This window comes from Bradyrhizobium sp. S69 (assembly GCF_009766005.1).
Taxonomy (GTDB): Bacteria; Pseudomonadota; Alphaproteobacteria; order Rhizobiales; family Xanthobacteraceae; genus Bradyrhizobium.
Genome location: NZ_LMUK01000041.1, coordinates 140544 through 153650, shown reverse-complemented (window position 1 = coordinate 153650; position 13107 = coordinate 140544). Strand labels below are relative to the sequence as shown.

Genomic DNA, 13107 nt, shown 5'->3' with positions numbered 1-13107 from the left:
ACAGAACAATCACAGCGATCGCGATGGGAGACACCCACAAAATCACGACGCATGCGCGGTAAAGTAAGTCGCTCATGGTGTGAACCTAATCTGGCGGCCTCAATCCCGGCGATGAAAGCCATTCGTCCATGTGTGCGGCGGTTTCCGCTTGCCGGGCCTTCTTCAGAAGCGCATCGCGCTCCGTGCCGTGCGGCATCTTTTTTGCCTCTTCGCGAAGGCGTTGTGCTTCTTGGTTGAGACGATCGGGGAACGAGAGCACGTTCTTAAAACGTCGGCGCTGCATCGGTTCCATCTCCTCGGCGGTTAGCCGGGATTAAGAACGCTCTAACGGACGGCGGGTTCCCGCTGAAATCAGGTAACCAGACGAGGACCACTCCACACTTCTACGGCGTGAATGCCATCAACGAAGCGGCGGCCCTTGGCGATAGCTTCGGATCGCCGGTCACTCTCTTAAATCCTGGCCAGTCGATAATTTCGCTGGCCTAGTTTTGTCCGTCGCGGCGCTGATCGGGGCGGTGCAGATCATTCGCGCTTTATGAGATAGGCAAGGCCACCCTGCAGCGTTGCGCAGAGGTGCACTGCAATACTAAAATCCACTGCAATCAGATCAACTGGCCATCATCGGTATGCAATCCGCGGGGTTGTCGGCAATCGGGTGGTTCGCGAAGCCGGGTCTCCTATCGTGTCCCGAACACGTAGGAGGACTGAGATGCGTAAGTTTGATTCTATTGCTGCCCTCTGCGGCGATGGGCTCCGGCCTGAGCTGCGAGCTCTGTTCGATGAGATGTCCGTTGACCCTCATTCCGAACTCTTTGTCGGGGCTGAGGGAATGCTCCAGTCTGGGCCGAATCCTGTGTCAGAGGTCGCAGTGGCAATCCCAACTGTTCCAAAGCGAGTCGCCTAATTCTGCCTGTACCAAAAGTCGTCCTTTTTGAGCCCCGGCCGGGGTTCTCAACGGTTCTCACGCAGTCTGACGTCTCATCTCTGGCCTGGTTGGTGCCGCATGGCCGCACCGCAAGCACTCGAAAGCCTGGTCTCCTGCGATTAACTTGGTGGTCGCGACCATATTCATCCCGCACGCGGGGCACTCTGGCCGTTGGTCATTGTGTGGCATTTGGTGATTCCCTTCGCGAGAAGGCTGCCACCGGATTTCTTTTTCCAAATGTGAACTACCTCACAAAGTGGCTGCGGTGTGATGTCCCGGGATATTTACGGGCTTTTGTGCCGGGCGGATTCGGAGCTGCCCCCTGGTTGCCTCGTTTGATTTTCGCAGTGGCCTGTTTGAATATTCGAAGGACCCGGAACAAATGTTCACTTTTGAACTTATCAACTCACCTTTGGCAGGGGTGAGGAATGAACTTTTTCAGTGGTGGCAAGCTCTCCCTCTCCGTAAAGAAACTCGCGAGGATCGGCGGTGTACTAAATGCGATGCCGAGCCGCGCTTGATCCACAGAATGCTTGACCCCCGGACGGGCAAGACAATCCGAATGTTCGAATGCAAGTGTGGAACGCGCACTTGGGACGAGTGAGGCAGCAATGCCTATTGTACCCTAATTCTGGAGCGCGGCTCGACGACCGGTTCCCCATGACACTGGGCGAATTAGGCCACTCGCCAAATCAAAATAGGCCACTCGCTCATTCGCCCTTGCTGCATGTCCATCTGGTATAGTCGTGAGGTCCAGACCACGCATGGATTTCAGCGCCGCACTGGATGCAATCGAATCGACCGGCACAAAGAAACGGGAATGGTTCTTTCGTGCCTTGGTAGCGGAGGCCGCACCTAGGGCACGTGAACGACTCAATGGTCCGATTGACGACGAGCATGGCCGGACTATCCGCAATGCTCGGGCCGTTTCTTAGCCACGAATTGTTTCCCGGTTGGAGTCGCTACCGTGAACGGAAAACCCCGCCCGCGCGGGGATCGTGCAGGCGGGGGCTGCTCAATCAGGATTCGACGCGCTGGGGCGCGCCTTGGGCGTGATGCTACCACTGGATTCTCTGGAGCCGACGCCAAGATTCGAAATTTAATGTAGGTGCCGGACCGCCGCCGGCACATCCTAAGGACGGCCTCAGTTGCCCCCCGCGGGTATGGACGCCCAAACGCCTGCCGAGGGGTAAGCGCGGTGCAATAGGCCACTTTGCCACGCTTCCGCACACAAAGACGCCCCGCCAGCCGAAAGGCCGGTGTGGCGTTGATCCGTGATTCCTTCAGACGGTCGCAATCTGCTGCAACCAGCCGCAAAATTGGCTTGGCAGCCGGAAGATGACAAAGAGGCCGCCAACTGAGGCGGCGAATTTCGTGCTCCAATTCGCCGATCATCTTTCCAATTCGTTCGGTGGTCGTGGGATCGGCTGCGCCTCGGAGCAACCGCTTGGATTGCTCCAAACGGCGTTCAATTTCCTTTTCGCGTAAAGCTGTCATGTATCGCCCTCCCTATAGAAGACGGGCGAAAGCATGAACCGTTCAAATCTTATTTAGCCGTGGGTTCCAACCGGGCAACCAACCGAGGACCGCTCCAAAGTTCGACGCCCCACGCTCCGACAAGGCGCTTTGCCTTCTCGATTGCAATCCCGTCGTCCGCACAAATCAGGGGGTCGAATCCGTTGAAATGCCCGTCGTGCCCAACGAAGTAAGCTCCGATACTCTTCCACCCCGATAGTCCTCTGCCGGATGACAAATCCTATAACCGGCGCGTTGGAAAGGTGCCAGTACCTTACTCTGCGTCTGGAGCGTTCCAGCCCAGCTCACCGGCAAGCCGGCCTATCGAGTGGAGACTCTTGAGGGGGCGGGGCCTTCGCAATCCAAGCACTGAGTGGACCGCTGCCAGCTGGCGGCAGTGCGAGAGTGAGGTGAGCCCCGCAATCAGCGCAAGTCGGTCGCTGTGCTTGTCCCATGAAATGATTTTGCCGCTAGTCCAAAATCTCGCCAATTCCAAAACGGCATGACCGGACTGGCGTTCCACAACATCAAATTAGGCCACTGCGATTTTAAAATTAGGCCACTAGACTAGGCCAGCATCGAATAGTCGTCAGTCCGGGATGCAGGAGCGTTCGCGCCGCACCCTCCGCTCGATCGTTTTCTCCCGAGAAGGCAAATTATCTTGGCTTGTGTTCACTTTGGTACGGACGGTTCCCCACAACATCGATAAGCCGACGTTCCTCGGCTGAGTGTGAAGGGCAACTTCCTAAAATGGCATCGCGGGATAGCGTGGGCAAAAACGGGCTGCCCGCGAATGAGCTGTTGCAACGGCTAAGTCCACGCGACTTCGCACTGATATCACCATACCTGGACCAGTTCGACGCGTCCGCGGATCGCGTTCTCTACAATCCTGGAGATCAGGTCGAGAGCGTGCATTTTCCCTGCGGGGCTAGTGTGGCAGCCTTCGTGATAGCTATAGAGGATGGCCGTGAGTTCGATGCCGCCTTAATCGGCCGGGAAGGTGCGGCGGGCGGTATTGTCAGTCATGGTTCTCTGCCGGCTTTTTCCCGGATAACAGTACGTTTCGCGGGACCTTTTGCGAGGTTGCCTGTCGCTCGGCTCGAAGCCGCAAAAGGGAGATCCCGCACGCTAGCAGGACTGTTCGCTCGCTACGCTGACTGTCTGCTTGCACAGATTCTCCAATCGACGGCTTGCAACGCGACGCATTCCATCGAGCAACGTGCGGCAAAGTGGATCACCTCAGCGGCGCAGCGCACTGAGCCCGGACCAGTGCCTCTTACCCATGAGCAGCTTGGGATGCTTTTGGGTGTTGGACGAAGCTACGCGAGCCGCGTGGTCCAAAAGTTCAAGGCTGCGCGCTTATTGGAAACACGACGCAAAGCATTGCTTGTCAAGAATGCCGAGGGCCTGCGAGCCAAAGCCTGCCTTTGCGACAGCGTATCGAAACGGCATTTCGACGAGGTCATGGATGGGTTGTATCCCAAAGACGATTAATGTCAGGCTCATTCGCCATTTTCAGTGCCGCCAGCGTCCTTATCGACCTCGGTTTTGAAGCGATCCGGCAGCCCTGGCGCTGCGCCTTCGTCCGCCATGTTGCAAGCCGGGCAGGGCATTCCAGCGCCTCCGCAATCGCAGCCATGCGGGCCGTCCCAAGGCCGTCGGCGATGGTTTTCACAAACCCATCCGGTATCCGCGCATAGGATGCATTTCATCGGTCGGCGGCATTTTCCCGACGCCCGGCGGCTCAAGCTCTCAGCCCAGCCATCGCTTGATGTCCTCAATCGGATCGCCGGCGATCGCACCGATCGCAGGTGTAAAGCGCGCCGAGCAGGGACGGCGTTCGCTCCATCGGGCCGCGGCATTTCGGACATTGGTCTGAAGGTAATAAACGCGGCATGGCGGCCCTCGCGGGGTAAGATTGATCGCCGAATTTTGCCGCTGAGTGTCCGGGAGCGCGAGCGGATTATTTTCAGCGCGGGTATGGAACTACTCCAATCTAATGGGAAACAGCCGTTTCCAAGGCCCAGCGCGGCGCAGAGGTACACACGCGAAAAGGCCCCGCGACTTGCACGGCGGGGCCCTTTTCGTTCCGATCGAAGCGATTATTTGGGAGTGCCGGCGTCCCTGGACGGGTCACCTACAGGCCCGCTCTTGGCTGTAGGTGGCAAGTTGGGCGAGCCGTTCGGGCCAGTCTCCGATGACCGAACAGGGCCGGCGCCCATGCCGGTCGTTCCTTGTATGACGGTTCCGCGCGCCGGCGAACCGTTACCGACATGCTGCGAGCCATTTGAATTGCCGTTGCGGTCCGTCATTCCACCTTGCGCTGCGGCGACGCCGGCAGATCCGAGCACCATGGCGACGGCCAGCGATGTCATTTTGTATTTCGATTTCATCGGTTTACTCCCTGATCAATCTTTGCCTGCCCTTGGATCATTCAACAGAGCAAGCTCACGATCGTTCCTGCCAGGAAAGCAGCCTTCGCTCAGGCGAATAGCTCCGCGCCTGCCTAGGTGAACTTCACGAAGGTGCCGGAGCGGTCGAGTTCCAGCCAGCCGCGCTCGATCGCCAGCTTGAGCCCGGCTGAGTATTCCGCCGGCGTCGCCTTGTGCTCGTACAGCATCGGCGCGTTTGATCAGTTCGATGAAGATCCGGCCGCCCTGCACGGCTTAGATGCGAGGCGAACTGCCTGCGCGACGGGTCGGAAGCAGGATGGAAGGCGCGATACGGCCGATGGCAAGGAAGTTGAAGGCCTACCAGACTTCGCTTGGCTTCTTCGAGCAGGCAATCGCCGCGCCGTCGATGAAGGCCGCGCTAGAAGCATAGGGCGCCGACAGCAATCTACTTCACCACGGCGCGGCCAAGAAGGCCGCCGATCCGGACGTCATCGCCGCCACTATGGCTAAGACCGGCGTCGTCTCAAACGCCCCGTTGGATCCGATGGGCCCTTCGGCGAGAACGCCGAACTGCCTAAGGACCTCGGCCGAGGCGGAGCGGAATCCCGCTTCGAGGCGACCAAATCCCAGGGCGAAGAAATCGTCCGTCCGATCCGACAAGGCGGCGGATCGCAAGGCCGCTCAGGCTTACGAGCGGGAGCTGCAGCGGCGCGAGCGAGAGGAAGCAAGGGAGGAAACGGCCGGACAGAAGGAGCGCGAACGTAGGCAGAAGGCCGTCGACAAGGCGCAAAAGGCTCTGGACGAGGCGGAGCGGCAACATAATCGACGCGCAGACGCGCAGACGCGCTTCGGGCCGAGATCGAGGCGATTGAGAAGAGGGTAAAGTCCGAAAATGCCGCCTGGGGAGAAGACGAGAAGCGCCTGAAGGCGGGGCTGCGTCGCGCGCGGGAATAGGATGGCACAAAAAAAGTCCGCCCCCGTTTTGCGGAGGCGGACTCGGTATTTTACTTCTCGGGATGGCCCGTTCCGGGCTTGGTCGTCTTCGGCGCCTTGCCGTCCTCGACCCTGCCTTCGTTACGCAGATCGCGGCCTTCCTGCGCCTTACGTTGGCTCTCGGGAGATTTGCCGTGCTCGTTCATCTCTTCCTTGACGAACCCTGCACCTTCCTTGATTTCACCCTTGACGCTCATGGCGGTCTCCTTTTCTGACATCTGTCACAGTTGTTTGAGTCCATCAATGAAATGCGCCAGCAGCCGATTTGCTCCGTTTTAATTGCGTTTTGTCAGGCGGGAATCTTTTCAGCGTTATCGGAACCATTTGCCTCAAGGATTCAGGTGAATGGGCCCGCCGAGCCGAGCCGCGGTGGCATCGCAGCAAACGACGCATTGAGGGGAGAGATGCGCCGTCGCGCTTGGGGCGGCGTTCTAAAGCGCTTAATTTTGCGGAATGTCCGACTTAATCTTTTCAGCACCTCCGGAGCGCGGCTATGCGGGCCTCCTCGTGGAGGCCGGTGGCCCTCGATCGAATCGATATTCTTCAAAACCGCCTGCCGGCGGACGTTGTGCGTATGATCGGTCTCGCCATTCATTCGGTAACGAGGTCTGCGGCGCGCCGCGCCTTTTTCCTGGTGTTTTTCACGGTCTCGTCCGCGACCTTTTCCGCCTCGGCGCGCCGCTCGCAATTCGACCGGATTTCATCGAGTTCGTGATCGGTCAGGTGTTCGATGCCGACGAAGGAGTTGTGGACCGCACTCACCCTGATGAGTTCGTCCAGTTTCACCTGGATGGCCGCGCTGTCACGGTTCTGCGAATTCTGGATGAGGAAGACCATCAGAAACGTCACGATGGTCGTGCCGGTATTGATCACCAACTGCCACGTATTGGAGTAGTGAAACAAAGGGCCGGTGATGGACCAGATAATCACGATGCCGGTGGCTATCATGAATGTCAGCGCGCGGCCGGCTGCCTGGGAGGTCGAGACGCAAAGCCGCAGGCCGCCGCATCACGGCCGGTGAGGACAAGGCGTACGATACCGCCGATCATGTCGCCAATCTTCGCGCCATCGGCGTGACGCCGCATGTGACACAGAACCAGGCCGTCACCAAAACCGGCAAGACCCGCAACAGCGCCATCGACCAACGAACCACCCGGCATCAAGGCTATGGCATGTCGCAATCACGCCGGGCGATGGTCGAGTGCATCTTCGGTTGGGGCAAGCAGCACGGCACCATGCGCAAGACCAAACATCGTGGCATCGCTCGCGTCGCCGCCGACTTCCTGCTCAATCTGATCGCCTATAACCTGATCCGCATTCCCAAACTGCTTGCCGCTTAGCCACCCGTCGCCAGGGTGCACCCAACCAGGCTGGAAAATTACATCCAACTCCACCGGGTGCCGCCCAACAACGACCCGCGAGAACAAGAAAACTCTCCGTTTCTGGGTTTTTCAGCAGACTGTTAGACCGGTTTCTACCTGACCGCGATGGAGCGCGCTTTCGAAAAAGAACGGCAGGGACACGAAGGCTAGCATCTGGGCGGCGAATGAAGCGATCGACGTTGCGACTGACAGGCTGAATACCGGGTTTCTCAATAAATCGAATGGGACGATTGGCTCCGCCTGTGAACGCGAATGGAAGAAAAGACCGGCAGCCGCCGTCGTTCCTATCGCCAACGTCGCCATCCCGATCCAGATGTTGCCGCCGCGGGTCAGAAGATCGATGCCGATGAATCCGAAGCCGAACATCGATGCATTCAACAACGTGCCCCAGAGATCGAATTCGCCGGACTTCGGATTATCCGGCAGGGATTTCCTGCCCAAAAGACACGCCCCGATTCCGATAGGAACGTTGACGGCGAAAAGCCATTGCCACGAAGCCACCGCCAAGATGCCGGACGCCACGGTGGGGCCAAGCGCCGCCCCGGCCGAGGCGACGAGTGCGTTTAGGCCGAGACCACGCCCCAGCATCTTCGAGGGGTAGGTGAAGCGAACCAACGCTCCGTTCTGGCTCATGATGCCGGCGGCGCCAAAGCCTTGGATGGCCCGGGCGAATGCCAACGTCGGCAGCGAATGCGCAAGGGTGCATCCTAGCGATCCGAGGGTGAAAACGATGATGCCATGCTGGAACACGCGGCGAAAGCCGATCATCTCACCGACGGCGGCCATCGGAAGGAGCGAGACGACGATGGCGAGTTGATAGGCGTTGACCACCCATACCGAGTCCGCAGCGGGCGCATGGAGGTCCGCTGCGATCGTCGGAAGCGCGACGTTGGCGATCGAGCCGTCGAGGACCGAGAGTGTGAGCGCAAGCCAGATGGTGGTGGCGGCCCAATATCGTTGCGGAGTAGGTAGCCCGTCTTGCTGAGTCGCTACTTGCGTGGACGTCCCTGCGGTCACCGGCGCCTTGCGACCGCGACGCCCAGCAAGAACGCGATCAGGAGCGATCCGAGCGGTGCTTCTCGGGCGATATTGCTCAATACGCTGAGAGGCATTCCCGGTCGACGGCCAGAATCGATGGTATCGCCGATGCGCCGCGCGGTCCCCTTCACGGCGTCCGTCAGCTCGCCGATTATCGTTTTTTCCTCGAGCACAGGGTCGAGGCCGTCGTAAACGAAGGGAGGCGGCGGGGCATCGTCAGTCATGATCTGCATCCTTGGATCATCTTAGACGGGCGGATCGCCGTCTGCGCACGCCGTGCCAATGTTCCCGGCTTCGTTTGGTTCCACGTCAGCTTCGGCGAGGCTGCCAGTGAGGAGAGTGAACGAGATCTGAGGCAAAGTATGATCGACGATTAAAGTTCGCTAGCGATCAGATCGTATTCGGAACGGATCTTTTCCTTGCCGTAGATGCGCTCCAGACGGCGCACTGTGAAATGGCCCCGGGCTACGTCCTGAAAGTGTTCGATGACCGCGTAGTTCACGGCGGCGCCGCCGAGGGCGCCCACCACCGGCAAGGCCTGCGCGGCGACCTTCTGCGTGACCACCACTCCGAATCGTGCGGCGACCTGTGTGACGAACTTCAGAAGGATGGGCGCGCCTTCCTTGATGACGCCGCGTTCGGCGACAAAGCGCGCGGCCTCCGTCACGGTCTTGGCGAGCATGCTTCGGACGGCGAAATAACCGCTCTCCGAGGCGTCGGCCGATCCGGCGCGGCCGCCCAACGCGAACACCTCGATGCAGGAAAGCGCAGCTTCCGGATCGGAGAGGTCCTCGCCCTCGCTCCGTGCAATGTCTGCGATTGACCGCAGCATGATTACGGTTGACACCGGCAGTTCGACTGGAAGTGCCGCCAACCCGAGCGTTCCTCCCGCGGCGCCGGATGCGGTCGCAAGCACCCGATGCAGAAGCTGCGAATGCGTCCGCGGGGAGGGCGAAAGATGGTAGAGCGTACCCGATCAGTTCGACGGGTTTCCCGACGATATTAGTGAGGCGCGCGGCGACGCCGGGATGCTCCAGCGACTTGACGGCCCTGCGCAGGGCATCTCGGTCCTCGCTGGTGATCTCTGTGGATTCCTGCAGCGACAAGATCGAACTGCTTCCTTTGGGTGCCCACCGCGGCACATCGGGATAGAGCTTGTCAGAGTGCAGCGACCTCCGCCAGCGTCTCGTGCGCCGTGCGAACGACCGCTTCGGCGTTGATGTCGAATTTCTTGTACACATCGGCGATCTTTCCGGAAGCGCCGAAGGAGTGCATCCCGACGAAGCGGCCTTCGAGGCCGATGTAGCGCTCCCAGCCGAGTTCGACCGCGGCTTCCACCGCGACGCGCGCGCGGGTCTTGCCGAGCACGGCCTTCTTGTAGGCGGCGTCCTGCTCTTGGAATAGCAAGCGGCATGGCATGGAGACGACGGCGGTCGGAATGCCTTGCTTCTGGAGCATCTCGCGCGCTTGCACCGCAAGATGCAGCTCCGAACCGGTGCTCAGGATGGTGAGTTTGCGCTCGCCGCCGTCGGCTTCCTGGAACACGTAGCCGCCCTTGGCCGATTTGTTTTCGTTACCGGGTTCGCGACGGAGCAACGGCATCGGCTGCCGGGAGAGGGCTAGCAGAGCCGCCTGGCGCGGCGTATTGAGGATAGCCTCCCAGCACTCGGCGGTCTCGACCGGATCGCCGGGACGATACACGGCAAGATGCGGTATGGCCCGCAGCGCCGCGAGTTGCTCGACCGGCTGATGGGTCGGGCCATCCTCGCCGAGGCCGATCGAGTCATGTGTCATGACAAAGATGGTCCGCACTAGCATCATGGCCGCAAGGCGGATCGACGGACGGCAGTAGTCCGAAAAACACAGGAAAGTGCCGCCGTAGGGGATCAAGCCGCCGTGCAGCGCGATGCCATTCATGGCCGCGGCCATGCCGTGCTCACGCACGCCGTAATGCATGTAGGTGCCGCCGTATTCGCCAGGCTTGATCTCGATCATGCCCTTGGCCTTCGTGTTGTTCGAGGGCGTGAGGTCGGCCGAACCTCCGATCAATTCCGGAATAGCCGCGGCGAGATGATCGAGCACCGCGCCGCTGGCGGAGCGCGTCGCCATTTCCTTGCCGCTTGCGATGAACTCGGCGCGGGCCGCTGCGATCGCGGTCTGCCAATCTGCGGGCAATTTGCCGTCGTTGCGACGCTCGAATTCGGTGCGCAGTTTGGCCGGAGCCGCCTTGACGCGGTCGGCCCAGGCCATGCGAGCGGCTCGGCCCTTGGCGCCGATCTCGCGCCACTCGCGCAGCAGCGGTTCGGGGATCACGAATGGCGGCGAATCCCAGCCAAGGGTTTTGCGTGCGCCGGCGATTTCGTCCTCGCCTGGAGCATCGCTATGGGCCTTCTGAGTGCCGGCCTTGGTCGGGAAGCCGAAACCGATGATGGTCTTGCAGGCGATCATCGACGGCTTGTCAGTCACGGCGCGGGCGGCGGTGATGGCGTCGCGGATCGCATCCGTGTCGTGGCCGTCGATCTCCTGGACGTGCCAGCCGGAGGCGCGGAAGCGCTCGATCTCAAGATCGGAGACCGCAAGACGGGTAGGGCCGTCGATCGTGATCGAGTTGTTATCCCAGAAGGCGATAAGGTGACCGAGCTTGTAATGGCCCGCCATCGAAATCGCTTCCTCGCTGATGCCCTCCATCAGGCAGCCATCGCCCACGAAGACGTAGGTCCAATGCTTGCAGAGGTCGTCGCCGAACCTGGCGTTGAGAATGCGTTCGGCGAGCGCGAAGCCCACCGAGTTGGCGATACCTTGGCCGAGCGGGCCAGTCGTCGTTTCAATGCCGTCCGCGTGCTTGTACTCAGGATGGCCGGCGGTTTTGCTGTCGATCTGACGGAACCGCTTCAACTCCTCGAGGGTCATATCCTTGACACCGGTGAGATAGAGCAGGCTGTAGAGCAGCATCGAGGCGTGGCCGTTCGATAGCACGAACCGGTCGCGGTCAAACCAATGCGGATCGGCAGCGTCGAACTGCATGAAATCCCTGAAAAGGACGGTCGCGATGTCGGCCATGCCCATGGGCGCGCCGGGATGGCCGCTCTTGGCCTGCTGCACGGCATCCATCGACAAAAAGCGAATGCAATCAGCCATGTCCCGCAGATGCTGGTCGCGGGGCTTGGGGGCCGTCTTGACGGCCGGAGGTGGCGCGGCGTCGGCCATGATTGTCATCTCCTGTTTTCGCTGGATTGATCTGATTTCAAAAGTTATCTCGCGACCGCGAGACGCTTGGCGCGGCGAGCAGGGCGGCGGTGGGCAAGGAATTGCAGCACCTGACGACAAAGCCTGAAAGATTTAAGCTTTGTCTGACCGCGTTGCTTCCCGCTGGGCCAGTTCGTCTTCGAGCTCGCGCTCGGCCCGATGGTAGAATTCCTGATCTTTGCCCTCAGGTTTACCTGATTCCTCCCAAATCTTGTACGCGCGGCGAACGATCTCAATGCTGGGGACGCGTCCCATTACAGTTTCCTAAGCCAAATTCTGCCAGGGGGTGCATGGACAAACGAATCTCGCACATCGGCACCCGCACGTTTTGCAGACGACGCGCAGTCCGATCCATCCGGTATCCTCCAATTGTTCCGCGCCGGAAACGTCGCTGGAAGAGCCTTTGTTCCCATCACGCGATCACGGAAGAGTAACTTTCCGGGGAGCTTCGGAAGTTCAAGCGTGTTTGGGGATCGGGACGACCTTACGTCGCGATTCCCGGTACTTGATGATCGCCATGTTTGCCAGAAACATCCGATTGCGCCGGCCTGTTCGGATCATGGCATCAACCTTGTCCGTCAGGAAATGCGCCGCGACGTATCCGTCGCCCAGTTCGCCGCTTCTCTGCAGGAAGACCAGGCGATGGCGACCGAATCTTCCAGCAATTGAGACTCGTTCACAGAGCGCACTCCAGAGCAATCGCCAGCATGGGCGACAAAAACGGGCCTCAGGATGAAGCCAAACGGCTTCAACTAAAACCCGCGCTTCGTCGAAGGGTTCCTACGTCCAAAATCGGATGTAGCGCCGGAATGGCACATACTGACTATTGCAATTGTCTTATCGGGTTGACCTGATAGTCAGACTTGGTAGGCTTCGGCGCATGGGTATCTTTGTCAAACCGCGAGGCACTCTCGTCCCGATCCACTCAGACAACGCCAACACGAGGGATTGGCTTGTTCTGTGCGGCCACGATCGTCGGCTATGAGCGCGAGCGTCTGAGGGTCGCACTCACGACGCAGGAAAGAAGGCTTGTAACGAAGCGTAAAATATTCGGCAAAGCGCAGCATTTCCTCGTCGTAGACGGATATGATCCACGGATACACGCGTTATATTTTTGTCCCCAACTCTACAAGAACGAGGACGGCTCGCTCGTCCCGCTGAGCGGACAAGAAATCGGACAACTGATGGCGCAAGCCCTTGAAAAAGGGGCGATTGAGAAAGCGCCGTGGTACGCGCCTGCCGAGGGCGCGCCAAAAGAGCCCATTATCAAGGCTGCCGCCGAGATGGAGTTTGACAGCCTGGTCGTGGATGCCCCCAATCTGAAAGCGAATAAGCCGACCGCGCTGCGCGCCGTGGCTGTCGCCGACAAGGACATGGGAAAGACCTAGGCAAGCTGGTCGCAGTGGCAAATCGAGCGAAATCGCCGTCCGGGGGCAGTCCGGCCAGACGGTCTCAGCCCGGATTTCGAGGGCTTGCAAAACTATCGATATCACTGCGCTCCAAGAGATAATTCAGCCCGCCGACGCGGTACCATCGGTATCCATATCCTTCGAGCACCAGTTTATGCCGGCCGCCGCCGCCGGCCTGGCTGTGATCCTCGGACAGCAGATTAATT

The 13107-nt window shown here is 59.9% G+C and carries 11 protein-coding genes and 2 pseudogenes; 4 read left to right on the top strand and 9 right to left on the bottom strand.

What is annotated here, in order from left to right; translation table 11 throughout:
- Nucleotides 1–85 precede the first annotated feature (85 nt).
- A complete protein-coding gene (locus tag GSQ88_RS18100) occupies nt 86–283 on the bottom strand; it encodes a hypothetical protein (protein WP_159009099.1) in 198 nt (65 codons plus the stop codon).
- Nucleotides 284–3190: 2907 nt separating this feature from the next.
- Between GSQ88_RS18100 and GSQ88_RS18095 the strand changes: the two genes are divergently transcribed.
- The gene (locus tag GSQ88_RS18095; protein ID WP_159009098.1) at nt 3191–3934 is read left to right on the top strand and encodes a Crp/Fnr family transcriptional regulator; all 744 of its coding nucleotides are present in this window, start codon (nt 3191–3193) and stop codon (nt 3932–3934) included.
- Nucleotides 3935–4542: 608 nt separating this feature from the next.
- On the opposite strand, the gene GSQ88_RS18090 is transcribed toward GSQ88_RS18095, so the two are convergent.
- The 3 genes from GSQ88_RS18090 to GSQ88_RS18075 all read right to left on the bottom strand — a co-directional run bounded on the left by GSQ88_RS18090 (nt 4543) and on the right by GSQ88_RS18075 (nt 6825).
- On the bottom strand, nt 4543–4833 hold the full coding sequence (locus GSQ88_RS18090; protein ID WP_159009097.1) for a hypothetical protein: 291 nt from the start codon (nt 4831–4833) through the stop codon (nt 4543–4545).
- A gap of 1004 nt (nt 4834–5837) precedes the next feature.
- Nucleotides 5838–6023, bottom strand: coding sequence for a hypothetical protein (locus tag GSQ88_RS18080; protein WP_159008515.1), 186 nt, complete (start codon nt 6021–6023; stop codon nt 5838–5840).
- A gap of 394 nt (nt 6024–6417) precedes the next feature.
- Nucleotides 6418–6825 (bottom strand): low affinity iron permease family protein, encoded by a 408-nt coding sequence (locus tag GSQ88_RS18075; protein ID WP_159009484.1) that lies wholly within the window; start codon nt 6823–6825, stop codon nt 6418–6420.
- On the opposite strand from GSQ88_RS18075, the pseudogene GSQ88_RS18070 reads away from it, so the two are divergent.
- Nucleotides 6795–7166: pseudogene (locus tag GSQ88_RS18070) on the top strand (transposase); the annotation flags it as partial. The gene GSQ88_RS18075 and the pseudogene GSQ88_RS18070 overlap by 31 nt on opposite strands.
- A gap of 111 nt (nt 7167–7277) precedes the next feature.
- Here the strand turns inward: GSQ88_RS18070 and GSQ88_RS18065 are convergent.
- From GSQ88_RS18065 to GSQ88_RS18045, 5 genes and pseudogenes are all read right to left on the bottom strand, one after another.
- Nucleotides 7278–8225, bottom strand: a complete 948-nt coding sequence (locus tag GSQ88_RS18065; RefSeq protein WP_159009095.1) for an MFS transporter — start codon at nt 8223–8225, stop codon at nt 7278–7280.
- On the bottom strand, nt 8222–8470 hold the full coding sequence (locus GSQ88_RS18060) for a hypothetical protein (RefSeq protein WP_159009094.1): 249 nt from the start codon (nt 8468–8470) through the stop codon (nt 8222–8224). Before GSQ88_RS18060 ends, GSQ88_RS18065 begins: the two co-directional genes overlap by 4 nt.
- A gap of 149 nt (nt 8471–8619) precedes the next feature.
- Nucleotides 8620–9388 (bottom strand): annotated as a pseudogene (locus GSQ88_RS18055) (EcsC family protein).
- A 16-nt stretch (nt 9389–9404) separates the two neighbouring features.
- The gene (tkt, locus tag GSQ88_RS18050) at nt 9405–11453 is read right to left on the bottom strand and encodes a transketolase (protein ID WP_159009093.1); all 2049 of its coding nucleotides are present in this window, start codon (nt 11451–11453) and stop codon (nt 9405–9407) included.
- Between the two features lie 132 nt (nt 11454–11585).
- Nucleotides 11586–11747 carry a DUF2934 domain-containing protein gene (locus GSQ88_RS18045; protein WP_159009092.1) on the bottom strand — a complete coding sequence of 54 codons (162 nt, stop codon included), beginning with the start codon at nt 11745–11747 and terminating at the stop codon, nt 11586–11588.
- A gap of 207 nt (nt 11748–11954) precedes the next feature.
- Here GSQ88_RS18045 and GSQ88_RS18040 point away from each other — a divergent pair, with 207 nt between their 5' ends.
- Nucleotides 11955–12161, top strand: a complete 207-nt coding sequence (locus GSQ88_RS18040) for a hypothetical protein (protein ID WP_159009091.1) — start codon at nt 11955–11957, stop codon at nt 12159–12161.
- Between the two features lie 284 nt (nt 12162–12445).
- Entirely contained in the window at nt 12446–12880 is a 435-nt protein-coding gene (locus GSQ88_RS18035) for a hypothetical protein (protein ID WP_159009090.1), read from the top strand.
- Nucleotides 12881–13107 lie beyond the last annotated feature (227 nt).

Bases quoted from the DNA above. Each gene is read 5' to 3' on its own strand.
- GSQ88_RS18100 (WP_159009099.1), bottom strand. From the start codon at position 283: ATGCAGCGCCGACGTTTTAAGAACGTGCTCTCGTTCCCCGATCGTCTC.
- tkt (WP_159009093.1), bottom strand. From the start codon at position 11,453: ATGGCCGACGCCGCGCCACCTCCGGCCGTCAAGACGGCCCCCAAGCCC.
- GSQ88_RS18095 (WP_159009098.1), top strand. From the start codon at position 3,191: ATGGCATCGCGGGATAGCGTGGGCAAAAACGGGCTGCCCGCGAATGAG.
- GSQ88_RS18060 (WP_159009094.1), bottom strand. From the start codon at position 8,470: ATGACTGACGATGCCCCGCCGCCTCCCTTCGTTTACGACGGCCTCGAC.
- GSQ88_RS18080 (WP_159008515.1), bottom strand. From the start codon at position 6,023: ATGAGCGTCAAGGGTGAAATCAAGGAAGGTGCAGGGTTCGTCAAGGAA.
- GSQ88_RS18045 (WP_159009092.1), bottom strand. From the start codon at position 11,747: ATGGGACGCGTCCCCAGCATTGAGATCGTTCGCCGCGCGTACAAGATT.
- GSQ88_RS18090 (WP_159009097.1), bottom strand. From the start codon at position 4,833: ATGAAATCGAAATACAAAATGACATCGCTGGCCGTCGCCATGGTGCTC.